Source organism: Kitasatospora sp. NPDC048662 (assembly GCF_055587065.1).
The window spans coordinates 286,982-313,015 of record NZ_JBVJHA010000008.1; the positions used below are offsets into that span (position 1 = coordinate 286,982).

Genomic DNA, 26,034 nt, shown 5'->3' on the forward strand with positions numbered 1-26,034 from the left:
CATCGAAACGCAGACCACGCTACTGGGTGCGGGGAGGTCGACACCCCGTTACGCGGAGAAGGGCTCGGTGTCCTTGAGGAAGCCCCGGACGGCGAGGAACTGGCTGAGGGAGTCGCGGTGTTCGTCGCAGGCGAGCCAGGTCTTGCGGCGGTCGGGGGTGTGGAGCTTGGGGTTGTTCCACAGCAGGGTCCAGGTGGCGTGCTCGCGGCAGCCCTTCGCGGAGCACTTCGGGGGACCGGCCGGGCCGTCGGGGCCGGTGGGGGTGCCGAAGAGGGGGTGCGCGGTGTCCATGGATCCGATCCTATGCCCGGGCATGACGACGCCGGGCAGCCACGGGGGGAGCTGCCCGGCGTCGGTCTGTCGCTCCGACGGGGGATGCGGAGCGCTTAGGAAGTATGGCACGGCAATGGGCCCGGAAGCTCGTCCGTCCGGTGATTAATTTGAGGATCGTCTGAGCTTTCAGGCGGTCATACTGGCCCATGAACGGTCATATCGGACACCGGAATTGAGGGATTCTCAATCCTGTGGCCGGTTCTCGGTGGCGTTGGCGGTGGCAGCCGCCGCCGCCCCGCCGCCGCCCGTCCCGCCGGGGCCGAGCATCAGCGGGGTGTCCGGGGAGAAGTCGAAGGTCGAGGGAAGGCCGGGTGCCCGCTCGCGGCCGGCGTTGGCGATCAGCACCGCGAAGTACGGCAGCAGCGCGCCGCCGGCCAGTGCGGCGAAGGCGAGCCAGCGCTGCACGTCCCACAGGATGACGGCGAGCAGGACGCACACGGTGCGGATCAGCATGGAGATCACGTACCGGCGCTGTCGGCCCCGGACGTCCTCGGTGAGGCTGCTGCGGGCACCGGTGATCCGGAAGACCTGGTCGTCGTCCGCGCTCTTGCGCATTGTCCATCCATCCTCGCGGTTCCGGCTCCCTACGGTCGTCCACGGTAACCCCGCTGACGCCGGGCGGACCCACGTGGGGTCCGTACGGCGTCAGCCGGTGCGGCGCAGGTACTGGACGGGTACGGCGTCGGTGAGCCAGACACCGTTCGCAGACACCCGGAATTCGTGGCCGTCGGCGGCCATCGCCGCCGCGTCCACCTCCAGCACCACCGGGCGGCCGTGCCGGGAGCCGACCTTGACGGCCGTCTCGGTGTCGGCGGAGAGATGGACGTCCTGCCGGGCCATCGGACGCAGGCCCTCGGCCAGGATGTACGGGAGGGTGCGCTCGGCGGTGCCGTGGAACAGCACCTCGGGCGGCGTGGTGGCGGGCAGGCCGAGGTCGATCTCGACGGTGTGGCCCTGGCTGGCCCGGATGGAGCGGCCGTCCTCGGAGTAGGCGAAGCGGCGTTTGTTGTTGGTGGCGACCACGTGGTCCAGCTGGGCGCGGCTGAGCCGTCGGCCGTGCCGGGCGAGCGCGGCGAGCAGGGTGTCGATCTCCACCCAGCCCGCCGCGTCCAGGGTGACCCCGATGGCGCCCGGGTCGTGTCGCAGGATGCGGCTGAGCATCTTCGACGCTTTGACGGTGTGCTTTTCGTCCATCGGGATCCCCCAGGGGTTCGGTCGGCCGGTCAGGAGGCCTGACTGACCGAGCTCATGTTGAAGTCGGGCACGCGCACCGGCGGCATCGCGGCCCGGGTGAACCAGTCGCCCCACTCCCGGGGCAGGCAGCGCTCGGTGCGGCCCGCCTCGGTGATCCGGCCGAGCAGGTCGACCGGGGACTCGTTGAAGCGGAAGTTGTTGACCGCGCCGACCACTTCGCCGTTCTCGATCAGGTAGACGCCGTCCCGGGTGAGGCCGGTGAGCAGCAGGGTGGCCGGGTCGACCTCGCGGATGTACCAGAGGCAGGTGAGCAGCAGGCCGCGCTCGGTGCGGGCGACCATCTCTTCCAGCGTCGGCGCGTCGGGCGCGGAGGTCTCCAGCACCAGGTTGTCGACCGGCGGGGTGAGCGGCAGGCCGGCCAGGCCCGCGGAGTGGCGGGTGGTCAGCAGGTGGGCGAGCTTGCCGTCGCGCAGCCAGTCGGTGGCGGTCAGCGGTGCGCCGTTGTCGAACACCGAGTCGTTCTCGCCGGAGGACCGGGTGAGTACGAACGGGGCGGCCTGGATGCCGGGCTCGGCCGGGTCGGAGCGCAGGGTCAGCGGCAGCGGGCTGAGCTGCTCGCCGATTCGCGTCCCTCCGCCGGTCTTCGCGAACACGGAGCGGCCCTCGACGGCGTCCCGTGCGCCGGACGACCAGGACAGGTAGACCAGCAGGTCGGCGACGGCGGACGGCGACAGCAAGGTCTCGTAGCGGCCGGCCGGCAGGTCGATCCGCTTGCGGCCCCAGCCGAGGCGGCGGGTCAGGTCGGTGTGCAGGGTGGTGACGTCGACGTCCGTGAAGTCCTGGGTGGCGGCGCCCACCCAGGCGGAGCCGGACAGGTCGGCGGTCTTGGCGTTCAGCTCGACGGTGCCGGTGGGCTGGTCGTGGCGCAGCCGCAGGCCGGTGGAGCTGCCCAGGTAGGAGGTGACCATCTCGTGCCGGGCGAAGCCGTACAGCAGCTCGCCATTGGCGCGGGCGCGGCCGAAGGCCTCGCCGAGGGCGGGCGCGAACGCGTCGAACACGCCGATGTCGGTGACCTGCGGGGCCTCGGTGAAGCGCGGGTCGGCGGGCCGGGCGGTGATCAGCGGCTGGGCGTCCTCGGCGGGTTCGGCGGCCCGGGCGGCGGCCTCGGAGGCGCGCACCAGCTGCTCGACCTCGTCGAGCGTGACGGCCTCCTGGGCGACCACCCCGGCGGCGGTGCCCTGCGCGCCGTTCACGGTGGAGATCACGGTGAGCCGGCGGCCGCGGGTGACGCCGTTGGTGGTCAGCGCGTTGCCGGCCCAGCGCAGGTTGGCGGTGGACTCCTCGTCGGCGATCACCACGCAGCCGTCGGCGCGGGACAGTTCGAGGGCGCGTTCCACCAGCTCGTGGGGGTGCGTGAGGGACATCAGTGACCCGCCTCCTGCTGGGTGTTGAGCACGTTGACCTGACGGAACAGCGCGGACGGGCAGCCGTGGCTGACCGCGGCGACCTGGCCCGGCTGGGCCTTGCCGCAGTTGAAGGCCCCGCCGAGCACGTACGTCTGCGGGCCGCCGACGGCGCTCATCGAGCCCCAGAAGTCGGTGGTGGTGGCCTGGTAGGCGAAGTCCTTGACCTGCCCGGCGAGTTCGCCGTTACGGATGGCGTAGGCGCGCTGCCCGGTGAACTGGAAGTTGTAGCGCTGCATGTCGATCGACCACGAACGGTCGCCGACGATGAACAGGCCGTTCTCCACCTGGGAGATCAGGCCTGCGGTGTCCGGGCCGTCGGCCGCGGGCTGGAGCGAGACGTTGGCCATCCGCTGCACCGGCACGTGCGCCGGGGAGTCCGCGAAGGCGCAGCCGTTGGAACGCTCGAAACCCTTCAACTTGGCCATCGGACGGTCGAGTTGGTACCCGACCAGGACGCCGTCGCGGATCAGGTCCCAGGACTGGGTGGCCACGCCCTCGTCGTCGTACCCGATGCTGGCCAGGCCGTGTTCGGCCGTCCGGTCGCCCGTGACGTGCATCAGCTCGGAGCCGTACTTCAGACTGCCGAGCCGGTCGAAGGTGGCGAACGAGGTGCCCGCGTAGGCGGCCTCGTAACCCAGCGCGCGGTCCAGCTCGGTGGCGTGGCCGACCGACTCGTGGATGGTCAGCCACAGGTTGGACGGGTCGATCACCAGGTCGTAGCGGCCCGCGGTGACGCTCGGCGCGGCCATCTTCTGCGCCAACAGCTCGGGCAGCTCGGCCAGTTCGGCGTCCCAGTCCCAGCCCGTGCCGCGCAGGTACTCCCACCCGCGCCCGGCCGGCGGGGCGATGGTGCGCATCGAGTCGAACGCGCCCGTCCGCTCGTCCACGCTGGTGGCCTCCAGCCACGGGTGCAGGCGCACCCGCTGCTGGGTCGTCACGGTGCCCGCGGTGTCCGCGTAGAACTTGTTCTCCTGCACCGTCAGCACCGTCGCCGACACGTGCGAGACACCGTCGGCCGCCAGCAGCCGGGAGGACCACTCGGCCAGCAGGCCGGTCTTCTCCGCGTCCGGCACGTCGAACGGGTTCACCTCGTAGGCGGAGACCCACGCCGCGTCCGGGTACACCGGCTCCGGGGCCAGCTCCACCCGCTCGCCCGAGCCCGCCGCGCGGCTGATCCCGCCCGCCAGCCGGGCCACCGCCACCGCCTGCTCGGCAACCGTCGCCGCCGAGGCGGGCGTCAGATCCACGCCCGCGGCGAAGCCCCAGGCGCCGTCCAGCAGGACCCGGACGGCGAAGCCCAGTTGCACGGTGTCCGACGATCCGGACGGCCGGGCGTCACGCAGCCGCCAGGACGCCGAACGGACCCGCTCCAGCCGGAAATCGGCGTGCGAGACGCCCAGCTGCCGGGCCCGGGACAGGGCCGCGTCCGCCAGTGGGCGCAACGGGTACGAGAGGAACTGAGGGTCCATCGCGGAGGGGGGCATCGGGCTCCCTGGGTCGAGGGTCGGGTGCGGCGGGCCGCCCCCGGGTCGAGGGCGCACCCGCTCGCATCATCCTCGGCCGCAGGGCGTTCTGCCAGCAAATATTCGCCGAACCGTCCTGACGCCCAGTCAGTTTCCGGTCAGCACAGCGCCTCCCACCAGCCGTCCAGCTCCGGCGGATCGGCCACCTCCACCCGCTGCCCCGGACGCGGCACCGCCAGCGGCACCCCCTGCGCCTTCGCCTCCGCCAACAGCCGCTCCACCGGCTCCGCCCAGCGGTGCGGCGCCAGGTTGAACGTGCACCAGTGCACCGGCAGCAGCAGGCCGCCGCGCAATTCCAGATGCGCCCGGACCGCGTCCTCCGGGCTCAGGTGGATGTCCGCCCAGGCGTCGTCGTACGCGCCGATCGCCATCAGCGCGGCATCGAACGGTCCGTGCTGCTCGCCGATTCGGGCGAAACCCTCGAAGTAGCCGGAGTCACCGGTGAAGAACACCCGCCGCCGCGGCCCGGCCACCACCCACGAACCCCACAGCGTGGGGTTGCGGGTGAAACCCCGGCCGGAGAAGTGGTGCGCGGCGGTCAGCGTCAGCGTCAACTCGCCGAGCGTGCACGTCTCGTCCCAGTCCAGCTCGATGATCCGGTGCTCCGGCACACCCCAACGGCGCAGGTGCCCGCCGATACCCAGCGGCACCGCGAACGGCGCCGACTGGAGCTCCACCAGGCGGCGCACCGTCGCCATGTCCAGGTGGTCGTAGTGGTCGTGCGAGATCAGCACCGCGTCCACCTGCGGCAGCGACGCCAGCTCCACCGGCACCGGGTGCAGCCGCTTCGGGCCCACCCGCGCGGACGGCGAACAGCGGTCCGACCACATCGGATCCACCAGCACCCGGCAGCCGTCCAGCTCCAGCAGCGCCGAGGCGTGGCCGTACCACGTCACCGCCACCTCCTGGGACGCCGCGGCAGGCTGCTCCGGCACCGCCAGCGGCACCGGACCGGTCGGCACCCGCCCGTCCTTCTCGAACAGCATCCGGCGCAGCGTCGCCCCGTCGGGACGCCCGGGCGCACCCGGCGACACCTGCGAGGGCGCGTTGTGGAACACCCCGTTTTGGTACTGCGGGGACACCCGCACCCGCGGGTCCAGCGGATCGGGACGGCGCCCGAACTGGGCCGGCAGCTCCCGCAGCGCCCACGCCGCCGCACCCGCCACCGTCAGTGCCGCCACCGCCGCCAGCGCCCGGCGGCCCGTCCGGCCAGGGAGTGCACCACTCATCGCGTCCGCTCCGATCGGCTCGCTCGAACCGGTGCCCGGAATCTCCGGAGCACCTCCGGGGGCAACGGCCGCCAACGGCCTGGCGTTCCCCGCGCCCGACCCGCACCCGAATTGTCGGGATGCGACAGAACTCACCCGGCAAGGCCTGTCGAAGGCCGCTTCGCCCGAGCTCGCACCCTACCGATAGCGTCACAGATGGCTACGCGTGCGATCGGCACGCGCACATCGAGTAGGGAAGAGGTGGACCGTTGAGCCGCTCGGTACTGGTCACCGGAGGTAACCGGGGCATCGGCCTCGCCATCGCCCAGAGCTTCGCCGAGGCGGGCGACAAGGTCGCCATCACCAGCCGCAACGGCGAGGTCCCGGCGGAACTCGCCAAGTACGACGTCCTCGCGGTGCGCGCCGACATCACCGACACCGAGCAGGTCGACGCCGCCTTCAAGGAGATCGAGGCCGCCCACGGCCCGGTCGAGGTCCTGGTCGCCAACGCCGGCATCACCAAGGACACCCTGCTGCTGCGCATGTCCGAGGACGAATTCACCTCCGTCCTGGACACCAACCTCACCGGCACCTTCCGGGTCGTGAAGCGCGCCGCCGCCAAGATGCTGCGCGCCCGCAAGGGGCGCGTGGTGCTGATCTCCTCCGTGGTGGGCCTCAGCGGCTCCGCCGGCCAGGCCAACTACGCCGCCTCCAAGGCCGGCCTGGTCGGCTTCGCCCGCTCGCTGGCCCGCGAACTGGGCTCCCGCAACATCACCGTCAACGTGATCGCGCCCGGCTTCGTCGACACCGACATGACCGCCGTGCTCAGCGAGGAGCGCCGCAAGGAGATCGTCTCCGGCGTCCCCCTGGGCCGCTACGCCGCCCCCGCCGAGATCGCCTCGGCCGCGCGGTTCCTGGCCTCGGACGAGGCCGCGTACATCACCGGAGCCGTCATTCCCGTCGACGGCGGATTGGGCATGGGTCACTGACCATGACTGGAATTCTCGAAGGCAAGCGCATCCTGATCACCGGCGTGCTGATGGAGTCCTCCATCGCCTTCCACACCGCGAAGCTCGCCCAGGAACAGGGCGCCGAGATCATCCTCACCGCCTTCCCCCGGCCCAGCCTCACCGAGCGCATCGCCAAGAAGCTGCCCAAGCCGGTCAAGGTCCTGGAACTCGACGTCTCCAGCACCGAGCAGCTGGCCGGCATCGCCGACCAGGTCCGCGAGCACCTGCCCACCCTGGACGGCATCGTCCACTCCATCGGCTTCGCCCCGCAGGACGCGCTCGGCGGCAACTTCCTGGACACCCCCTGGGAGTCCGTCGCCACCGCCATGCAGGTCTCCGCGTACTCGCTGAAGTCCCTCACCACCGCGCTGCTCCCGCTCATGCAGGACGGCGGCTCGGTGGTCGGCCTGACCTTCGACGCGCAGTTCGCCTGGCCGCAGTACGACTGGATGGGCCCGGCGAAGGCCGCCCTGGAGTCCACCAACCGCTACCTCGCCCGCTACCTCGGCGAGCGCAACATCCGCTGCAACCTGATCTCGGCGGGCCCGATCGGCTCGATGGCCGCGAAGTCGATCCCCGGCTTCCCGGACCTCGCCGCCACCTGGGACTCCCGCTCCCCGCTCAAGTGGGACCTCACCGACCCGGAGCCGGCCGGCCGCGGCGTGGTCGCGCTGCTCAGCGACTGGTTCCCGAAGACCACCGGCGAGATTGTCCACGTGGACGGCGGGCTGCACGCGATCGGCGCGTGATTTCAGGGGCTCGGGGAACTGCGAGGCCGAGCTGCTGGTGGTCGGGGAGAGCGGTAGGTCGTGACTGCTACCGGTCAAAGAAGGGGACCCGAAACGACGGGACCTTTCAGCGCCCCGTTGATCACCAGCAGTCTCGGCCCCGCCGTTCTCCCCCAGCCTTTGCGGGCTGGGAGGTGCCCCCCGGGCCCCTGTTGTGGCTCTCGCCGTCCCCCGGGCCCCTGTTGTGGCTCTCGCCGTTCTTTCCTCAGGTCTTGCATCGGCCAATCGCCCGGCCTGCCGCTTCGGCGGCCTTTTCGGCGTCGCCGGACCTGATCGCGTCGATGATGTCCGAGTGCGGCACCCAGCGGTGGGGGAGCAGGTCGGGGCCGACATCGTGGCGGAGGTGGGCGAGCAGGACCTCGCCGAGATCGGCGTAGATCGCGGCGAGGACGTCGTTGTGGGCGGCGGCCACCACCGCATGGTGGAAGGCGGCGTCGGCCTGGATGAAGTCCTCGGGGACGCCGGCGTGCCAGGCCGCGTCGCGGCGGGCCAGGGCGGCGTCGAGGAGTTCGAGGTCGCGCGCGGTGCGCCGGGTCGCGGCGAAGCCGGCGGCGGAGGTTTCCAGGGTGGCGCGCAGTTCGGCGACCTGGTTCTGGTCGGCGTCGGCGAAGCGCCGGTGCATCACGCCGGCGAGTTCGCTGGTGGCGAGGACGTAGGTGCCGGAGCCCTGCCGGATGTCGACCAGCCCGTTGTGGGCGAGGGCGCGGACGGCTTCGCGGATGGTGTTGCGGGCGACGCCGAGCTGGTCGACGAGTTCCGCCTCGGTGGGGATGCGTGATCCCACCGGCCATTCGCCGGAGGTGATCTGGGCCCTGAGCTGGGCGATCACCTGGTCGGAGAGTGGGGTGCGGCGAGTGGTCGACAGCGCCAAGGTCGGGCTCCTTCTGTGGTTTACGTCATCAGGATACCGGGGCGACTTAAGTCATCCCATGATTCTATGATTGCGCCATGTCTACCGCAGCAGACCCCTCAGCGACCGAGACCGAGAGCCCCCGACCAGCCCCTTCGTCCAGCACCGCCACCCTCGGCCCGTCCCCGGCGGTCCGTCATGCCGGCGCCGTCCTGCTCGCCGTCGGTGTGGCCGCCGCCGCGGTCAACCTGCGTCCGGTGGTGACCAGCCTCGGCGCACTGCTCGACCCGGTCCGTGAGGACCTCGGGATGAGTGCCACGCTGGCCGGCCTGCTCGCCGCGGTGCCGCCGCTGTGTTTCGCGCTGCTGGGCTTCGCCGCCCCCGGCCTGTCCCGCCGGCTGGGCCCGATCACCGTGGTGACGGCCTCGATGGGCGCCATCGCGGCGGGTGTGCTGGCCCGTTCCTTCACCGGCTCCGCCGCGGTGTTCCTGCTGCTCACCGCGCTGGCGCTGGCCGGAGTGGCGCTGGCCAACGTGCTGCTGCCGGTGGTGATCAAGCGGTACTTCCCGGACCGGGTCGGTCCGATGATCGGCCTGTACTCGATGGCCCTGTCGGTCGGCACCTCGCTGGCCGCCGCCACCACCGTCCCGCTGGCCGACGCGCTCGGCGGCTCCTGGCGGCTGGGTCTCGGCCTCTGGGCGCTGCCCGCCGTGGTGGCCCTGGTGCTGTGGCTGACGGTGCTGTTCCTGCGCCGGGACAGGAATGCGGCCGCTGCTCCGGCCGCCTCGGCCCCCGTCCGGCTGCCGATCCTGCGCAGCCGCACCGCCTGGGCGCTGGGCGCGTTCTTCGGCCTGCAGTCCACCAGCGCGTACAGCGCGATGGGCTTCCTGCCGAAGATCTACCACGACGCCGGCGTCTCGGAGTCCGCGGCGGGGGTGCTGCTGGCGGTGGTGATGGCGGTCAGCGTGCCGGTCTCGTTCGTGCTGCCGAACCTGGCCGCCCGGGGCGGTGACCAGCGGCTGTACGTGCTGCTGCTGGGCCTGTGCGGCATCGCGGGCTATCTCGGGCTGATGCTGGCCGCCGGGACGGTGCCGTGGCTGTGGGCGATCCTGGTCGGCCTGTCGATGTGCGCGTTCCCGCTGGCGCTGACCATGCTCGGCCTGCGCGCCCGCACCCCGGGCGGGGTGGCCCAGCTGTCGGCGTTCGCGCAGAGCCTGGGCTACCTGATCTGCATCCCCGGCCCGATCCTGATGGGCGCGCTCTACGAGCACACCGGTGACTGGTACCTGCCGCTGGGCCTGCTGGCGCTGCTGCTGGTGCCGCAGATCCTGGTCGGTCTGCGCGCCGCCAGGGCCCGTCACATCGAGGACGAGGTGGTCGGTTAGGCTCGGCGACATGCCAGTTCTCGAACCGAATCCCCAGGGCGGCCAGAAGAAGCTGCTGCAGATGCTCGGCCTGATCGCCGCGATCGTGGTGGTGATCTCGATCATCGCGACGGTCGCGCAGAACATGGGCTGACCCGGGCTGCGGCCGCCGTCCCGCGACAGGCCGGTGGAGCCGCCACCCGCAGGGGTGGCAGCTTCCCCGACCCCGCGCCCGGGCGGCGGTTTTCTGCGAAGCTCTAGGGGTATGAGCGCCGACACTCCTCGTAGGATCATCGTTCTTCGTCATGCCCGGGCCGACTGGCCCAACCAGGTCGACGACCACGACCGCCCGCTGGCCGACCGCGGGCGCGGCCAGGCCACCGAGGCCGGCCGCTGGCTCGCCGACTCCGGCGTCAACCCCGACCACGTCCTGTGCTCCACCGCGCTGCGCACCCGGGAGACCTGGAAACTGGTCGCCCACGAGCTGCCCAAGCGGCCCCGGAAGACGGTCTACGAGGACCGGGTGTACGAGGCCCAGCCGGGCAAGCTGATCGAGGTCATCCAGGAGACCCCCGACGAGCACAGCGACCTGCTGCTGGTCGGCCACAACCCCGGCGTGCTGGGCCTGACCCAGGTGCTGGCCGGCGACGAGGGCGACACCGAGGCGCTCAACCGGATGCGGCTGAACGGTTTCCCGCCCGCCGCGGTGGCGGTGCTCAGCTTCGGCGGCCCGTGGAAGCTGGTCGAGCCCGGCGTGGCCCGGCTGGAGTCCTACTTCATGCCGCAGGACTGACGGCAGCGAAGAAGGGGCGGGATCCGGGTGTCGGATCCCGCCCCTTCTTCGCGTCGCGGTCAGTCCCCGGTGGGCGTGCCGTCCAGCTCGTCGGCCGCCTCGACCTCCTCGCGGGTGACGCCCAGCAGGTACAGCACGGTGTCCAGGAACGGCACGTTCACGGCGGTGTCGGCCTGCTCGCGGACCACCGGCTTGGCGTTGAACGCCACCCCCAGGCCCGCCGCGTTCAGCATGTCCAGGTCGTTGGCGCCGTCGCCGATCGCCACCGTCTGCTCCAGTGGCACCCCGGCCTGCTCGGCGAACCGGGCCAGCCAGCGGGCCTTGCCGGCCCGGTCGACGATCTCGCCGGTCACCCTGCCGGTGAACTTGCCGTCCACCACCTCCAGGGTGTTGGCGGCCGCGAAGTCCAGGCCCAGGCGCTCCACCAGGTGCTCGGTGACCTGGGTGAAGCCGCCGGAGACGATCGCCACCTGGTAGCCGAGCCGCTTCAGGGTGCGGATCAGGGTCCGGGCGCCCGGGGTGAGCCGGACCTCCGAGCGGACCTTCTCGGTGACCGCCGCGTCCAGGCCGGCCAGCAGCGCCACCCGGGCGCGCAGCGACTCGGCGAAGTCCAGCTCGCCGCGCATCGCCTGCGCCGTCACCTCGGCGACCTGCGCCTCGCAGCCCGCGTGGGCGGCGAACAGCTCGATCACCTCGTCCTGGATCAGCGTGGAGTCGACGTCCATCACCACCAGGCGCTTGGCCCGCCGGTGCAGGCCCGAGCGGACCACCGCGATGTCCACCCGCTGCACGGCGGCCTCCGCCGCCAGCACCGCCCGCAGCTCCTCGGTGGGGACGCCGGAGATGGTCAGCTCCACCGCCGTCACCGGGTACTTGGCCAGGCGGAACACCCGGTCGATGTTGCCGCCGGCCTCCGAGACCCGGGCCGACAGCGCCGCCACCGCGGCCGCGGTCAGCGGGTGGCCGAGCACCGTGACGTGCGAACGGCCCTCCCGGCGCGGACGGTTGTCGCCGGTGCCGGAGATGATCTCGGCCTGCAGCCGGTGCTCCTCCGCCCAGCGGTGCACCGTCACCCGCAGGGCACCCTCGGCGCCCGGCGCGGGCGGGGGAGTGACCAGCGCGCACAGCGTTATCCGGCCACGGGTGACCACCTGCTCGATGTCGATCACCTCGACCCCGAATCCGGCGAGCTGGGTGAACAGGCCCGCGGTGATGCCGGGGCGGTCCTTGCCGAACACCTTGACCAGCAGCGTTCGCTCGTTGTCGGTGTGCACGGGCGGCGCGGCGGAAAGGGCCTGAGCGGCCGGATCTGTTGCGTTCATGGTGCCCCCCACGCTACCCGGAGCGTCCCCGCGCGAGCCGCCCGCGTCCGGGTCGTGGGACGCCCGGCGGACACTCCACCAGGTCCGCGAGCGGTAGCCGGGCGGTCACAGAACCGTGTACCGGGTTTCGGACAGACGGACCCGGCTGGAATGATTCCCCCCGTCAGATGCAACATCCTGGGGGACCGGAGAGCGGGGCGGGCGGAGAGTTGCCGCAACTCGTACTTGAAATCGACGGCCGGCAGCGGGTACTCGAACCCGGCCGCGCCTACACCATCGGCCGTGACCCGGCGTCGGACTTCCCGTTCGACGACGCCAGGGTCTCCTGGCGGCACGCCACCATCAGCTTCGACGGTACGGCCTGGCAGTTCACCGACCACGGCTCCACCAACGGCACCTTCGTGGCCGGCGCCCGGGTCCAGCAGACCGGCGTCCACCCCGGCACCGTGGTGCACCTCGGCAACGGGCAGAACGGCCCCCGGCTGGCCTTCACCGCGCCCGCCGCCGCACCCGCGCCGGCCGCACCCGCGCAGGGCGGGCCGCTGCACGAGGCCGTCACCAGCCGGGCCCCCGGCCCGCAGCCGTCCTACCAGCAGCAGCCGTACCAGCAGCCGCCGGTGGGCCAGCCGCCGGTGGGCCCCGGCCCGGCCGCCCGGCCCGGCCACTGGCCGCCGTCGGTCGAGCAGCCGATCCCGCAGGGCTGGGACGCCCCCACGCCGCGGCCCGGCTTCCCGCAGCAGCAGAGCTTCCCGCCGCCGCAGCAGGGCTTCCCCCAGCAGCAGGCCCCTCACCAGCAACAGGGCTTCCCGCCGCCGCAGGCCCCCCACCAGCAGGGCTTCCCCCAGCAGGGCTTCCCGCAGCAGCAGGGCGGCGCCGCCGCGCCCGTCCCGCAGCCGCCGTTCCCGCACCAACAGCAGCCCGCACAGCAGCAGTTCCAGCAGCCGCAGCCGCAGCCGCCCGTGCCGCAGCACCCGGTGGCCCCGCAGCAGCCCGGGCCCGCCGGCGGGCTCGGCAGCCCGACCATGGTCCGCAGCCTGAGCGGCGGGCGGACCATCCGGATCGGCCGCGCCCTGGACAACGACATCGTGGTCTCCGACCTCCAGGTCTCCCGGCACCACGCCGAACTGCGCCAACTGCCGGACGGCCGCTGGGAGATCGTCGACCTCGGCAGCCACAACGGGATCTTCCTGAACGGCCAGCCGACCCGCCGCCAGCTGATGGGCCCGCAGGACCGGCTGACCGTCGGCCACTCCTCCTTCGTACTGGTCGGCGACCAGCTCCAGGAGTTCGTCGACAACGGCGCCGTCACCTTCTCCGCCCACCATCTGACCGTCGAGGTCGACTTCAAGGGCGGCAAGAAGACCCTGCTCGGCGACGTGTCGTTCTCCGTCCCGGAGAAGTCCCTGGTCGCGGTGATCGGCCCGTCCGGCTCCGGCAAGTCCACCCTGCTGCGCGCCCTCACCGGCTACCGGCCCGCCGACCGCGGCGACGTGCTGTACGACGGCCGCAACCTGTACCGGCAGTTCGCCGAACTGCGCTCCCGGATCGGCCTGGTGCCGCAGTCCGAGATCCTGCACAAGGAACTCACCGTCCGCACCGCCCTCAAGTACGCGGCCCGGCTGCGCTTCCCCGGCGACACCGAGGCCGCCGAGCGCGACCGCCGGATCGACGAGGTGCTGTACGAGCTGCGCCTCGACAAGCGCGCCGACAACCGGATCACCGCACTCTCCGGTGGCCAGCAGAAGCGCGTCTCGGTGGCGCTGGAACTGCTCACCAAGCCCTCGCTGATCTTCCTGGACGAGCCCACCTCCGGCCTCGACCCGGGCATGGACCGCGAGGTCATGCAGACCCTGCGCGGCCTCGCCGACGACGGCCGCACCGTCCTGGTGGTCACCCACTCGGTGGCCGAACTCGCGCTCTGCGACCGCCTGTTGGTGATGGCGCCCGGCGGCTCGGTGGCCTACTTCGGCCCGCCCGCGGAGGCCCTGCACTTCTTCGGCTACGAGACCTGGGCCGACGTCTTCCAGGCCTTCGAGAACTACCCCGACCACGACTGGGCCGGCCGCTACCGCAACTCGGTGCACCACCAGAAGTACTCGGCCAACGTGGACGCCGCCGTCACCCAGGCCCAGCCCAACGCGCTCACCCAGCTGCGCCCGCCCAAGGCACAGAGCTGGGGCTCCCAGCTGTGGACGCTGATCCGCCGCTACCTGGCGGTGATCGCCTCCGACAAGGGCTTCATCGCGCTGTCGCTGATCCTGCCGCTGGTACTCGGCGCGGTGTCCGCGGTGATCCCCGACAAGTGCGGCCTGGCACCCTGCAACAACGCGGCCGGCCGCAACGACGTCGCCCGGCTGATCCTGATGGTCGTCGCGTTCTCCGCCTGCCTGTCCGGCTCGGCGAACTCGGTCCGCGAACTCATCAAGGAGCGCGCGATCTACGAACGGGAACGCGCCACCGGCCTGTCCCGGTCCGCGTACCTGGCCTCGAAGTTCATCGTGCTCGGCGCGATCAGCTTCCTGCAGGGCGGCATCATCTCCGCGATCGCCTTCAAGGTCCGCAAGCTCCCCGCCGAGGGCCTGATCTTCAAGCACCTGCCCGCGGTCGAGATGTCCATCGGCGTGATCCTGCTCAGCTTCACCTCGATGATGGTCGGCCTGGCGATCTCCTCCCTGGTCAAGACCGCCGAGAAGACCATGCCGCTGCTGGTCATGTTCGCCATCGTCCAGATGGTCTTCACCGGCGCGATCTTCCAGCTGTTCGACAAGCCCGGCCTGGAGCAGCTCGGCTGGCTGATGCCCGCCCGCTGGGGCGTCGCCGCCAGCGGCAACACCCTCGACCTCGCCCACATCTCACCCGTGGTCGTGGCCAAGCCCCCGGAGACCGCCCCGATCGACAAGCTCTGGGACCACTCCGCCGGGATCATGTTCCTCAACTGGACCGTCATGATCCTCATCTCGGTCGGCCTGGCCTTCGCCATCCAGCGCTTCCAGAAGCGCCACGAGCCCGAGGTCATGCAGAAGGGCTGATCGCTCGGACGACTCGCACAGGGCCGGGGAAGCACGCTTCCCCGGCCCTTCGACGTAGGTCCGCCGCCCGAGGCGAAGGCCATGATCGCGGCGGTAGCGTGGCGGCATGGACAGTCCCGGGTGCGACCCCTCGCTGAAGGGGATCGAGGCGGTCAGTGCGGCCGTACTGGCGATGAGCCGACCGCTCGAAGTGCGTGAGGTGCTGCGCCGGATCACCGCCTCCGCGCGCACCCTGCTGGGCGCCGAGTACGCCGCCCTCGGCCTGCCCGACGACCACGGCGGGTTCGCACAGTTCGTGGTCGACGGCGTCAGCGACGAGCAGTGGCGGGCGATCGGCCCGCTGCCCCGCCAGCACGGCGTGCTCGCCTCGATGCTGCACGACCGCGAACCCACCCGGCTGAAGGACGTCCGCACCGCGCCCGCGTTCGGCGGCTGGCCGGACGTCCACCCCGACATGACGGACTTCCTCGGCATGCCGATCATGGACGAGGACGAGATCGCCGGCGCCCTGTTCCTGGCCAACAAGCCCGGCGGCTTCACCGAGCACGACGAGGCCCTGCTGCGGATCCTGGTCGCCCACGCCGCGCTCGCCCTCGGCAACGCCCGGCTCTACGAACGCAGCCGCGAACTCACGCTGTCCGGCGAACGCGCCAGGATCGCCCACGACCTGCACGACGCCGTCTCGCAGAAACTCTTCTCGCTGCGCCTCACCGCCCGGGCCGCCGCCAAACTCGTCGACCGCGACCCCGCCCGGGCCCGCGACAACCTCGCCGAGGTCGCCCGGCTGGCCGCCGAGGCCGCCGACGAACTGCGCGCCGTGGTGGTCGAACTGCGCCCCGCCGCACTGGAGGAGGACGGCCTGGTCGCCACCCTCGCCTCGCAGACCCAGGTGCTCGACCGGGCGCACAGCGCCACCGTGCAGTTCACCGCGACCGGCGTGCGCGCCCTGCCCGCCGGCCAAGAGGCGGCGGTGCTCCGGGTCGCCCAGGAGGCGCTGCACAACGCGCTGCGGCACGCCCAGGCGAAGACCGTCACCGTCACCCTCACCGGCACCCCCGGTCGCGGCGTCCGGCTGACCGTCGCCGACGACGGCCGGGGCTTCGACCCCGAATCGGTCCGCCGGGCCGGCCGCCACCTGGGCCTGGTGTCGATGCGCGACCGGGCCGCCGCGGTCGGCGGCCGACTGTCCCTGGATTCCGCCCCGGGCCGGGGCACCCTGGTCGAACTGGAGGTCCCCGGTGCCTGACACCGCGTCACCGATCCGCGTGCTGCTGGTGGACGACCACCAGGTGGTCCGGCGCGGCCTGCGCACCTTCCTGGAGGTGCAGGACGACATCGAGGTGGTCGGCGAGGCCGCCGACGGCGCGGAAGCCGTCGAGCAGGCCCGCGCGCTCGCCCCCGACGTGGTGCTGATGGACCTCAAGATGCCCCGGGTGGACGGCATCGAGGCACTTCGGCTGCTGCGCGAACAGGACGACCCCGCCAAGGTGCTGATCGTCACCAGCTTCACCGAGCACCGCACCATGGTCCCCGCCCTGCGGGCCGGCGCGGCCGGCTACGTGTACAAGGACGTCGACCCGGAGGCACTGGCCGGGGCGATCCGCTCGGTGCACGCCGGCCACGTCCTGCTCCAGCCCGAACTCGCCGCCGCCCTGCTCGCCGAGGACGTCCCCGCGCCCCCGCAGGGCCGCGGCGGCAGCCTCACCGACCGCGAGCGCGAGGTGCTCTCGCACCTTGCCGACGGCCGCTCCAACCGGGAGATCGCGCGCGCACTGCACCTGTCGGAGAAGACGGTGAAGACGCACGTGAGCAACATCCTGATGAAACTCGACGTCGCGGACCGCACCCAGGCCGCGCTGTGGGCGGTCCGCAACCAGGCCTGACGGCCCGGGCGCCGCCGACCGCCCACGGAGCCCGGGCCGCGAGGCCGCTGCTCAGCCGCGCTGCTGCTCGTCCACGATCGCGTTGTACGCGGCGACCTGGGCCCGCCGGGCGGTGCGGTCCAGCGGGGCGAGGATCTCCCGGCGGGCCGTCATCTCCGAGGCGGAGACCGCCGCGCCGTGGCCGCCCGCGGCGATCCCCAGCAGCGCCGACACCTGCCGGGCCGACTCCAGTACCCGCACCGCGCGCTGCGGGTAGCCGGGGGCGAGCAGCTCGCGGTGGCCGCGGCGGCGGAAGCCCTCCAGGGCGCGCAGCGTCTGCGGGCCGGCCCCGGCGACGTCCAGCCGGGTCAGCATGGCGGTGGCCTGCCGCAGGCCGTCCGCGAGCTCCCGTTCCGCCTCGTCCAGCGAAGGCACGTCGGCGGGCAGCGCGTCGTTGACCGGCAGGCACTGCCACAGCACCCGCACGCCCTGGTCGCCCTCGGGGCCGTACACCTCGACCTCCGGCACCAACCCGTACGGGACGCCCACCGCGAGGACGGCCTCGCCGGCGCCCATCGCCAGCGCGTTGAAGGCCGGCGGCCCGGTCAGCCCCAGCGGGTGCCCGGCCGCCGGGAGCGCCAGCCGCAGACCCTTCGCGCCGAGCACACGCAGTTTCCCCAGCGCCCAGGTGAGGCCGTGCAGCGAGTCCGGCTGCTCGCCGGGCAGGCCGGTCACCCGGTGGGCGTCGTCCTCGCCCTGGACGGCGGTGGCGGCGTCGTCGGGGGAGCAGGCGCCGGCCAGCAGCGCGTTGCCCCACGCGGTGAGTCGCCCCGAACGAGGCTCTTGGTACGGATTGTCGGCTGGAGTCGCGAGCATCGGACCAGCCTACGGACAACCGGGCGGGGCGGGTGGCGTAGGTTTGGCCTGACACAGGTTGGACCGCACCCCGAGGACCTTCGCGCAGGTTCCACGGACGGCCGGATTCTTGCATTTGGGGAAGGCGTAGGCATGAGCGACGTGCTGGAGCTGGTGGACGTTTCCGTGGTCCGGGAGGGGCGCGCGCTCGTCGATCACGTGTCCTGGACGGTCAGGGAGGGCGAGCGCTGGGTGGTGCTCGGTCCGAACGGCGCGGGCAAGACGACGCTGCTCCAGATCGCCGGTGCCTACCTGTTCCCGAGCTCGGGCCAGGCCGTCGTGCTCGGCGAGAAGCTCGACCAGATCGACGTGTTCGAGCAGCGTGCCCGGATCGGCCTGGCCAGCGCCGCCATGTTCGACAAGCTGCCGGGCAACCAGACCGTGCTGGAGACGGTGCTGACCGCCGCCTGGGGTCTGACCGTGCACGGCAAGGAGACCTACGAACAGCCCGACGAGGCCCGCGCCCTGGCGCTGCTCGACCGGCTCGGCATGGCCGGCTTCACCGACCGCAAGTTCGGCACCCTCTCCGAGGGCGAGCGCAAGCGCACCCTGATCGCCCGCGCCCTGATGACCGACCCCGAACTGCTGCTGCTGGACGAGCCCGCCGCCGGCCTCGACCTCGGCGGCCGCGAGGACCTGGTGCGCCGTCTTGCCGCGCTCGCCCAGGACGAGTTCGCGCCGTCCATGGTGATGGTCACCCACCACGTGGAGGAGATCGTCCCCGGCATGACCCACGTGCTGATGATCCGTCAAGGCAAGATCATGACGGCCGGCCCGATCGGGACCACCCTCAATGCCCGCAACCTCTCGCACTGCTTCGGCCTGCCGCTGACCCTGGAGCAGCGCGGCGACCGCTGGACCGCGCAGGGCCTGCCGCTCGGCTGACGGCCGGATCCGGTACCTGCCGGGAACCGGTCGCACACCTGGCCGGTTTCCGCACCTCCAGCTGCGGGAAGCTACGCCTGAAGAGCTCGAACTTCCCTAGGATGGACGCGTGGACGGCTGGATCTGGTGGCTACTGCTCGCAGTGGGCCTGGGCATTCCGCTGGTGGTGACCGCGATGCCCGAATTCGCCATGTTCGCGGTCGGCGCCGGCGCGGCCGCCCTGACGGCCGGCCTGGGCGGCGGCGTGGTCCCGCAGTTCCTGGTGTTCGTCGGAGTGTCGGCGGCGCTCCTGGTGTTCGTACGCCCGATCGCCTACCGCCAGCTGAAGCAGAGCCCGGGCTACCGCACGGGCGTGGAGGCGCTGACCGGCGCCACCGCAGTGGTACAGGAAACCGTCGATGGAGGGGAGGGCGGCCGGATCAAGCTCAACGGCGAGATCTGGTCCGCCCGGGCGCTCCACCCGGGCTCGGTGTTCGAGCCCGGCCAGCAGGTCGACGTCGTCGAAATCCAGGGCGCGACCGCCCTGGTCGTCTAGGGGAGAAGCGTTGGAACCCGTCCTCATCGTGCTGATCGTCCTGGTCGTGGTGGCCTTCATCGCCCTGATCAAGACGATCCAGGTGATTCCGCAGGCCAGCGCCGCGATCGTGGAGCGCTTCGGCCGTTACACCCGCACCCTCAGCGCCGGCCTGAACATCGTGGTGCCGTTCATCGACACCATCCGCAACCGGATCGACCTGCGTGAACAGGTCGTTCCGTTCCCGCCGCAGCCGGTCATCACCTCGGACAACCTGGTCGTCAACATCGACACCGTCATCTACTACCAGGTGACCGACCCGCGGGCCGCGACCTACGAGGTGGCCAGCTACATCCAGGCCATCGAGCAGCTCACCGTCACCACGCTGCGCAACATCATCGGCTCCATGGACCTGGAGTCCACGCTGACCTCCCGCGAGGTCATCAACGCCGGTCTGCGCGGCGTCCTCGACGAGGCCACCGGCCGCTGGGGCATCCGGGTCAACCGGGTCGAGCTCAAGGCGATCGAGCCGCCGACCTCCATCCAGGACTCGATGGAGAAGCAGATGCGCGCCGACCGCGACAAGCGCGCCGCCATCCTCACCGCCGAAGGCGCCCGGCAGGCCCAGATCCTGCGCGCCGAGGGTGAGAAGCAGGCCGCCGTCCTGCAGGCCGAAGGCGAGGCCCAGGCCGCGGTGCTGAAGGCCGACGGTGAGGCCGCCGCGATCCGGACGGTCTTCGAGGCCATCCACGAGGGCGACGCCGACCAGAAGCTGCTCGCCTACCAGTACCTGCAGACCCTGCCGGAGCTCGCCAAGGGCGACGCCAACAAGCTGTGGATCATCCCCAGCGAGGTCGGCGACGCGCTCAAGGGCCTCGGCGGCGCCTTCCAGGGCGCGACCGGCGGCGGCAAGGGGGCCCCCGAGGCCACCGCCGTCACCCCGCCCGCCGCCCGCGTCCCGGTCGACCCCGCCAACGCCCCGCGCCCGGTGGACACCGACAAGACCCTTCGCCCGCGGGTCGAGCCCACCCGCGAGTACCCGAAGTTCGACGAGTAGTCACCCGCGTTCCGCAGGCCCCGCCCGAATCAACGGGCGGGGCCTGCACGCATGTTGGGGCCGTTTCGAATTCCGGACGCCCCCTGGCCCCGGGCCCCGCCCCTCCGGCATGATCAACCGGCCCGACAGCAGCCAACGAGGGGAAAGCAGATGACACTGTGGGAGGCGCTCGCCGTCCTGCTCGCCGGAACCGCCGCCGGCACCATCAACGCCATCGTCGGCTCCGGCACCCTGATCACCTTCCCCGTCCTGCTCGCCCTCGGCCTGCCCCCCGTCACCGCCAACGTCACCAACACCCTCGGCCTGGCCCCCGGCTCGCTGGCCGGCGCCATCGGCTACCGCGCCGAACTCGCCGGCCAGGGCCGCCGCCTGCTCCGCTACGGCACCGCCTCGCTGACCGGCGGACTCATCGGCGCAGCCCTGCTGATCGTGCTCCCCGGCAAGGCCTTCGACGCCATCGTCCCGGCCCTCATCCTCACCGCCCTGGTCCTGGTCGTCCTGCAACCCCGGGTCGCCCGCGCGATGGCCGCCCGCCGCGCCGCCGGCACCCTGCCACCCGCCACCGACGGCGGACCGCTGCTGCTCCTGCTGATCGCCCTCACCGGCGTCTACGGCGGCTACTTCGGCGCCGCCCAGGGCGTCCTGCTGCTCGCCCTGATGGGCATGCTGCTCCCCGACACCCTGCAGACCATCAACGGCATCAAGAACGTCCTCGCGCTGATCGTCAACGGCGTCGCCGCGATCTTCTTCGTCCTCACCTCCACCGTCGACTGGACCGCCGCCGCCCTGATCGCCGTCGGCTCCACCCTCGGCGGCCTGCTCGGCGCCAAGCTCGGCCGCCGCCTCCCGCCGATCGCGCTGCGCACCCTGATCGTCCTGGTCGGACTCGCGGCCGTCACCAAGCTGCTGTTCCTCTGACCGCCCCCTAGGCTCGGCCCGACAGCCGCCGCACCACCCGGACGGAGATTCGCCCATGAGCCGCACCCGCCTCAGCGAGGACCAGATCACCGCCGCCCTCGCCGACCTTCCGCACTGGACCCGCACCGGCGAGGCCCTCACCCGCACCGCCGAGACCGCGAGCTTCCCCACCGCGATCAAGGTCGTGGACGCCGTCGCCGAACAGGCCGAAGCCCTCGACCACCACCCCGACATCGACATCCGCTGGCGCACCCTCACCTTCGTCCTCAGCACCCACAGCGCCGGCGGCCTGACCGGCCTCGACTTCACCCTCGCCCACCTGATCGACCAGGCCCTCGACACCACCTCCTGACCCACCGTCCACCCCGCCGTCCATTCCGTCCTCCCGGCCCCGGGCAAAGCCCTGGCCAAAACCCGCCTGCCGGGCGTGAGATGCTGTCTGCTTGCCAGACCGCAGTCGGGACGGACGGAACGCATGGCTCAGGAACCCTCCACGACCCCCGGGTACGACCAGCAGCAGCCCTGGTACCCCCAGCCTCAGCCGTCCTACGGCGAGCAGCAGGAGTACGGACAGCAGCCCGTCCACGGCGAGCAGCCGGCCTACACCGAGCAGCCGCAGGCCTACGGCGGCTACCCGCAGCCCGGGGGACACCTGGACCCGGCTGCCCAGCAGCAGCTCTACGGCCGGCCCGACCAGGGCCACCAGCCGCAGGACTACGCCCAGGCCTACGGCCAGCAGCCGGGCTACCCGGAGGGCTGGGTCGACCAGCAGACCTACGGTCAGCAGCAGCTCTACACCGGCCAGCAGCAGGACTTCGGCGGCTACCAGCAGACCGACCCGTACGCCGACCAGGCCGCCCAGCAGCTCTACGCCCAGGCCGACCCGTTCGCGCAGCCGGAGACGGCGACGCCGAACGCGTTCGAGCAGCCCGCGGCCGAGTCCAGCCCGGTCACCAGCAGCGACTACCCGCAGACCAGCGCCGCCGACCCGTTCGCGCCCGGCGCCGACGGCAGGTCAACTCCCGTCGCCCGTACCGCCGATGACGCCGACCCGGACACCGAGCAGCCGGCCGGCGGACTGGTCTCCCGGGCCCGCGCCGCCGTCACCTCCGGCCCCGGTGCGCCCAGCAAGCGCGGCCTCGCCATCCGGATAGGCGCCGGTGTCGCCGCGCTCGCCGTACTGGCCACCGCGGCCGTGCTGGCCACCTCCGACAGCGACAGCGGCGACTCCACCGCCGACAAGGGCAAGCAGGGCACCACCCAGAACATCGCGGTCGCCCACACCAAGGCCTGGACCGCCGACCCGGCCGCCGCCGGGGGCCAGGGCGCCGACGACACCCTGGTCGGCAGCTGGCTGCTCGCCGACACCGTGGTCCGCGCCGACGCCACCGGCGTGCACGCCTACAACCTCGCCGACGGCAAGCCCGGCTGGACGGTCGCCCCGCCCGCCGACGGCGCCGTCCCCTGCGGACTGTCCCCGAGCGTCAACTCCGGCGGCATCGGCGCCGTGGTCTACCGACCCGCCGCCGACCCGAAGAGCCCGTGCAGCACCGCTGCCGCCGTGGACACCAAGACCGGAAAGATCACCTGGTCCAAGACCCTGTCCGACGCAAAGGAGAAGTACGCCGCCCACGTCGCCGTCACCGACGACAAGGTGATCGCGGTCGGCTACGACAAGGCCGCCGCCTGGGCCGCCAACGACGGCGCCGAAGCCTGGCAGTACACCGGCCAGGGCAAGTTCTGCACCCTCTCCGGCAGCTCCGGCCCCACCACCGTCCTGCTGCACAGCCGCTGCGCCGACTCCACCCCCGGCGACCAGGCCGTCGCGCTGAACGTCTCCGACGGCAAGGTCAAGTACTGGCGCGGCATCAACAACCAGCCCACGACCGTCACGGTGCTCTCCGCCGAGCCCGCCGTCGTCCTCACCACCGGCAACCAGCCCGCCGACGACCGGGTCTTCGCCTGGGGCGCCAACGGCGACCCCGGCGTCGAGATCCCGCTCGCCGTCGAGGGCGGCGGCCGCCTGGACGTCGCCCGTGGCAGCTTCGCCGCCGTCCCCGGCGTCCACTTCCAGGGCAGCACCATGTTCGCCGCGGTCGTCCCCGACGGCGGCGGCAACCCCACCGCGATCACCGCCTACGACCTGGGCACCGGCAAGCCGCAGTGGCGTACCCCCATCGCCGAGAAGGGCAAGGCGCACCCCGCCGGCGTCGACAACAGCGGCCTACTGGTCGCCGTGGACGAACGCGCCGACCAGCCCGCGCACCTCAGCCGCTTCGCGGTGGCCGGCGGCCAGGAGACCCAGGGCGGCGCCTTCCCGCAGGGCACCGGCTCGCTGCTCTCCGCCGGCCGGGTGTTCACCACCACCGGGCACGTGGTCGCCGTCCCCGAGCACGCCGCCAACTTCGGCATCGCCACCGGCTTCACCAGCAAGGGCTGACCCGCTGCCGGCTTTCGCCCGTACGACGACGGGCCCGACCTGTCCCCTGATCAGGTCGGGCCCGTCGGCCTTTCACGCGCCCGCAGGCAGCCAGGCGGCCAGCTCTCCGAGCTCACCCGCCCGCAGCCCGAGCGCGAGCATCAACGTCGCCTCCGGCGTCGGTTCGAACGGCCGCCGCAGCAGCCGCATCCCGGCCTGCTCCGGCGTCCGGTCCGCCTTGAGCTGGTTGTCCTCCGCGCAGGCCGCCACGGTGTTCAGCCAGCTGTCCGCACCGCCGCGCGACCGGGGCACCAGGTGGTCCACCGTGGTGGCCCGCCGCCCGCAGTACGCGCACCGGTGCTGGTCCCGTGCCAGCACACCCCGCCGCGACCACGGAGCCTGTTGTCGGAACGGCACCCGCACGTATCTGGTCAGTCTGATCACCCGCGGCACCGGCACCTGAACCCCCGATCCGCGCACCACCCGCAGCGGATGTGCCTGCTCGACCACCGCCTTGTCCTGCAGGACCAGCACCACCGCACGGCGCAGCGGCACCGTGCTCAGCGGTTCGTAGCTCGCGTTCAGGACAAGGGTGTTGCGCATGACGGGCCACCTCCGGTGCTCGCGGCCGCCGGGTCGGCGGTGGCACCACTGTGAAGGCCCGCCCCGTCTCGAACAACGGAATTTCCGTCCCGCCCACCGACCTGTCCCCGAACCCCCGTGTCACGACCGCGTAGGCTCTACCCCGCTGGAACTGTCCAGGCGCGCAGCCCACCGGGCCGCATGACCGCGCCGGACCCACGACCGAAGGAGACGCGGGACCGTGACCGACATCGTCGACGAGCTCCAGTGGCGCGGGCTGATCGCCCTGTCCACTGACGAGGACGCACTGCGCAAGGCGTTCGCGGACGGCCCGGTCACGTTCTATTGCGGCTTCGACCCGACCGCGCCCAGCCTGCACCTCGGCAACCTGGTCCAGATCCTGACCATGCGCCGCATCCAGCAGGCCGGAAACCTCCCGCTCGGCCTGGTCGGCGGAGCCACCGGCCTGATCGGCGACCCCAAGCCCACCGCCGAGCGCGTCCTCAACGACCCCGAGACGGTGGCCGGCTGGGTCGAGCGCCTGCGCGGCCAGATCTCCCGCTTCCTCGACTTCGAGGGCGAGTACGCCGCGCGCATGGTCAACAACCTGGACTGGACGTCCGGCATGTCGGCGATCAGCCTGCTGCGCGACGTCGGCAAGTACTTCCGGGTCAACAACATGATCGCCAAGGAGGCGGTGGCCCGCCGCCTCAACTCCGACGCGGGCATCAGCTACACCGAGTTCAGCTACCAGATCCTGCAGGGCATGGACTACCTGGAGCTCAACCGCCGCTACGGCTGCACCCTGCAGACCGGCGGCAGCGACCAGTGGGGCAACCTCACCGCCGGCACCGACCTGATCCGCAAGGCCGAGAGCCGCTCCGTGCACGCCCTCGCCACCCCGCTGATCACCAAGGCCGACGGCACCAAGTTCGGCAAGACCGAGTCCGGCACCGTCTGGCTCGACCCCGAACTCACCACCCCCTACGCCTTCTACCAGTTCTGGCTGAACGCGGACGACCGGGACATCGCCAAGTTCCTGCGCATCTTCTCCTTCCGCTCCCGCGAGGAGATCGAGCAGCTGGAACGCGACACCACCGAGCGCCCCGCCGCCCGCCTCGCCCAGCGCGCCCTCGCCGAGGAACTCACCACCCTCGTCCACGGCGCCGAGCAGTACGAGCGCGCCGTCGCCGCCTCCAAGGCCCTGTTCGGCCAGGGCGACCTCGCCGACCTCGAACCCGCCACGCTGGCCGCCGCCCTCGCCGAGGTCCCCAAGGCCACCGTCACCGAACTCGGCCAGCTCGTCGACCTCCTGGTCGAATCCGGCCTGGCCCCCAGCCGCTCCGGCGCCCGCCGCACCATCAAGGAAGGCGGCGCCTACCTCAACAACGCCAAGGTCACCGACGAGGAGGCCGTCGCCACCACCGACGACCTGCTGCACGGCCGCTGGCTGGTCCTCCGCCGCGGAAAGCGCAACCTGGCCGCGGTCGAACTGGCCGGCACCTGACCGCTCCGCGGCGGGTGCTGACGGGCTCCGGCGGCTTTCGACGGCTCTTGTCGGCTGCCGAGTGGCTTGAAACAGAGCGCAGTTGACCTGTGACACAGAGATCGAGGGGCCGGATCCAGCCAGATCCGGCCCCTCGATGTTTGACTCGGCCGTCCTAGTGACCTAACGTAGTCCGAGTCGCCTGAACCGGACGTGACCGGGAGGCGGCCCCCAAACCCTCGCTGAGCGACTCGTCGCGCGTCCATTCGAAACTTCGGGTGGAAATGCGGACCGAATAACTCTGCTAGAGTTCGGGAGCGCCGAAAGGCAAAAGCGAATCGGATCGAATGAAACTCCGGAAAACGGAGCGGAAAACATCTGATAAGCTGGAAACACGAAAGAACGAAGCGCCCGGAGAGCCCGCAGGAATGCGGCTCGAAGGAAGTGTCCGTTCCTTGAGAACTCAACAGCGTGCCAAAAGTCAACGCCAGATATGTTGACATCCCCGGCCAGCCG

The 26,034-nt window shown here is 71.9% G+C and carries 25 protein-coding genes; 15 read left to right on the top strand and 10 right to left on the bottom strand.

The window, feature by feature from the left end; genetic code table 11:
* Positions 1-48: 48 nt before the first annotated feature.
* From ACZ6R9_RS23215 to ACZ6R9_RS23240, 6 genes are all read right to left on the bottom strand, one after another.
* Positions 49-291, bottom strand: coding sequence for a hypothetical protein (locus ACZ6R9_RS23215; protein WP_380486126.1), 243 nt, complete (start codon positions 289-291; stop codon positions 49-51).
* A 225-nt stretch (positions 292-516) separates the two neighbouring features.
* Positions 517-888 (bottom strand): DUF3099 domain-containing protein, encoded by a 372-nt coding sequence (locus ACZ6R9_RS23220; protein ID WP_465540042.1) that lies wholly within the window; start codon positions 886-888, stop codon positions 517-519.
* A 90-nt stretch (positions 889-978) separates the two neighbouring features.
* Positions 979-1,527, bottom strand: a complete 549-nt coding sequence (locus ACZ6R9_RS23225; RefSeq protein WP_465540044.1) for an RNA 2'-phosphotransferase — start codon at positions 1,525-1,527, stop codon at positions 979-981.
* 29 nt (positions 1,528-1,556) lie between these two features.
* On the bottom strand, positions 1,557-2,951 hold the full coding sequence (locus ACZ6R9_RS23230) for a metallopeptidase TldD-related protein (RefSeq protein ID WP_465540046.1): 1,395 nt from the start codon (positions 2,949-2,951) through the stop codon (positions 1,557-1,559).
* Entirely contained in the window at positions 2,951-4,477 is a 1,527-nt protein-coding gene (locus tag ACZ6R9_RS23235) for a TldD/PmbA family protein (RefSeq protein WP_465540048.1), read from the bottom strand. Before ACZ6R9_RS23235 ends, ACZ6R9_RS23230 begins: the two co-directional genes overlap by 1 nt.
* Positions 4,478-4,614: 137 nt before the next feature.
* On the bottom strand, positions 4,615-5,745 hold the full coding sequence (locus ACZ6R9_RS23240) for an MBL fold metallo-hydrolase (protein ID WP_465540049.1): 1,131 nt from the start codon (positions 5,743-5,745) through the stop codon (positions 4,615-4,617).
* Positions 5,746-5,993: 248 nt separating this feature from the next.
* Between ACZ6R9_RS23240 and fabG the strand changes: the two genes are divergently transcribed.
* Entirely contained in the window at positions 5,994-6,713 is a 720-nt protein-coding gene (gene fabG / locus ACZ6R9_RS23245; RefSeq protein WP_380486138.1) for a 3-oxoacyl-[acyl-carrier-protein] reductase, read from the top strand.
* A 2-nt stretch (positions 6,714-6,715) separates the two neighbouring features.
* Positions 6,716-7,483, top strand: a complete 768-nt coding sequence (gene fabI / locus ACZ6R9_RS23250; RefSeq protein ID WP_465540051.1) for an enoyl-ACP reductase FabI — start codon at positions 6,716-6,718, stop codon at positions 7,481-7,483.
* Positions 7,484-7,727: 244 nt separating this feature from the next.
* Here the strand turns inward: fabI and ACZ6R9_RS23255 are convergent, their stop codons facing one another.
* Positions 7,728-8,393: a FadR/GntR family transcriptional regulator gene (locus tag ACZ6R9_RS23255; protein WP_380486143.1), complete on the bottom strand. Its 666-nt coding sequence runs from the start codon at positions 8,391-8,393 to the stop codon at positions 7,728-7,730.
* Positions 8,394-8,470: 77 nt separating this feature from the next.
* Here ACZ6R9_RS23255 and ACZ6R9_RS23260 point away from each other — a divergent pair, with 77 nt between their 5' ends.
* The 3 genes from ACZ6R9_RS23260 to ACZ6R9_RS23270 all read left to right on the top strand — a co-directional run bounded on the left by ACZ6R9_RS23260 (position 8,471) and on the right by ACZ6R9_RS23270 (position 10,529).
* On the top strand, positions 8,471-9,757 hold the full coding sequence (locus ACZ6R9_RS23260; protein WP_380486145.1) for a CynX/NimT family MFS transporter: 1,287 nt from the start codon (positions 8,471-8,473) through the stop codon (positions 9,755-9,757).
* Between the two features lie 10 nt (positions 9,758-9,767).
* Entirely contained in the window at positions 9,768-9,890 is a 123-nt protein-coding gene (locus ACZ6R9_RS23265) for an SGM_5486 family transporter-associated protein (RefSeq protein ID WP_380486147.1), read from the top strand.
* Positions 9,891-10,001: 111 nt separating this feature from the next.
* Positions 10,002-10,529: a SixA phosphatase family protein gene (locus ACZ6R9_RS23270; RefSeq protein ID WP_380486149.1), complete on the top strand. Its 528-nt coding sequence runs from the start codon at positions 10,002-10,004 to the stop codon at positions 10,527-10,529.
* A 59-nt stretch (positions 10,530-10,588) separates the two neighbouring features.
* Here ACZ6R9_RS23270 and serB read toward each other — a convergent pair whose 3' ends face one another.
* Positions 10,589-11,851, bottom strand: coding sequence for a phosphoserine phosphatase SerB (gene serB, locus ACZ6R9_RS23275; protein ID WP_380486151.1), 1,263 nt, complete (start codon positions 11,849-11,851; stop codon positions 10,589-10,591).
* Positions 11,852-12,018: 167 nt separating this feature from the next.
* Between serB and ACZ6R9_RS23280 the strand changes: the two genes are divergently transcribed.
* From ACZ6R9_RS23280 to ACZ6R9_RS23290, 3 genes are all read left to right on the top strand, one after another.
* Positions 12,019-14,880, top strand: coding sequence for an FHA domain-containing protein (locus ACZ6R9_RS23280; protein ID WP_465540054.1), 2,862 nt, complete (start codon positions 12,019-12,021; stop codon positions 14,878-14,880).
* Positions 14,881-14,986: 106 nt separating this feature from the next.
* Positions 14,987-16,126, top strand: a complete 1,140-nt coding sequence (locus tag ACZ6R9_RS23285; RefSeq protein ID WP_380486155.1) for a GAF domain-containing sensor histidine kinase — start codon at positions 14,987-14,989, stop codon at positions 16,124-16,126.
* Complete coding sequence (locus tag ACZ6R9_RS23290) at positions 16,119-16,763, top strand: response regulator (protein ID WP_465540057.1); 645 nt, start codon at positions 16,119-16,121, stop codon at positions 16,761-16,763. The genes ACZ6R9_RS23285 and ACZ6R9_RS23290 overlap by 8 nt, the downstream gene beginning before the upstream one ends.
* Positions 16,764-16,814: 51 nt before the next feature.
* On the opposite strand, the gene ACZ6R9_RS23295 is transcribed toward ACZ6R9_RS23290, so the two are convergent.
* Complete coding sequence (locus ACZ6R9_RS23295) at positions 16,815-17,618, bottom strand: hypothetical protein (RefSeq protein ID WP_380486158.1); 804 nt, start codon at positions 17,616-17,618, stop codon at positions 16,815-16,817.
* A gap of 132 nt (positions 17,619-17,750) precedes the next feature.
* On the opposite strand from ACZ6R9_RS23295, the gene ACZ6R9_RS23300 reads away from it, so the two are divergent.
* The 6 genes from ACZ6R9_RS23300 to ACZ6R9_RS23325 all read left to right on the top strand — a co-directional run bounded on the left by ACZ6R9_RS23300 (position 17,751) and on the right by ACZ6R9_RS23325 (position 23,471).
* Positions 17,751-18,542: an ABC transporter ATP-binding protein gene (locus tag ACZ6R9_RS23300; RefSeq protein WP_380486160.1), complete on the top strand. Its 792-nt coding sequence runs from the start codon at positions 17,751-17,753 to the stop codon at positions 18,540-18,542.
* Positions 18,543-18,663: 121 nt separating this feature from the next.
* Positions 18,664-19,077, top strand: coding sequence for an NfeD family protein (locus tag ACZ6R9_RS23305; protein ID WP_380486176.1), 414 nt, complete (start codon positions 18,664-18,666; stop codon positions 19,075-19,077).
* A gap of 10 nt (positions 19,078-19,087) precedes the next feature.
* On the top strand, positions 19,088-20,113 hold the full coding sequence (locus ACZ6R9_RS23310) for an SPFH domain-containing protein (RefSeq protein WP_380486162.1): 1,026 nt from the start codon (positions 19,088-19,090) through the stop codon (positions 20,111-20,113).
* Positions 20,114-20,263: 150 nt separating this feature from the next.
* Complete coding sequence (locus ACZ6R9_RS23315; RefSeq protein ID WP_380486164.1) at positions 20,264-21,031, top strand: sulfite exporter TauE/SafE family protein; 768 nt, start codon at positions 20,264-20,266, stop codon at positions 21,029-21,031.
* 55 nt (positions 21,032-21,086) lie between these two features.
* Positions 21,087-21,383 (top strand): 4a-hydroxytetrahydrobiopterin dehydratase, encoded by a 297-nt coding sequence (locus tag ACZ6R9_RS23320; protein WP_380486166.1) that lies wholly within the window; start codon positions 21,087-21,089, stop codon positions 21,381-21,383.
* A gap of 123 nt (positions 21,384-21,506) precedes the next feature.
* Positions 21,507-23,471: an outer membrane protein assembly factor BamB family protein gene (locus ACZ6R9_RS23325; RefSeq protein WP_465540060.1), complete on the top strand. Its 1,965-nt coding sequence runs from the start codon at positions 21,507-21,509 to the stop codon at positions 23,469-23,471.
* Positions 23,472-23,543: 72 nt separating this feature from the next.
* Here the strand turns inward: ACZ6R9_RS23325 and ACZ6R9_RS23330 are convergent, their stop codons facing one another.
* Positions 23,544-24,053 (bottom strand): HNH endonuclease, encoded by a 510-nt coding sequence (locus ACZ6R9_RS23330; protein ID WP_465540062.1) that lies wholly within the window; start codon positions 24,051-24,053, stop codon positions 23,544-23,546.
* A 220-nt stretch (positions 24,054-24,273) separates the two neighbouring features.
* Here ACZ6R9_RS23330 and tyrS point away from each other — a divergent pair, with 220 nt between their 5' ends.
* Positions 24,274-25,539, top strand: coding sequence for a tyrosine--tRNA ligase (tyrS, locus tag ACZ6R9_RS23335; RefSeq protein ID WP_465540063.1), 1,266 nt, complete (start codon positions 24,274-24,276; stop codon positions 25,537-25,539).
* Positions 25,540-26,034: the final 495 nt, after the last annotated feature.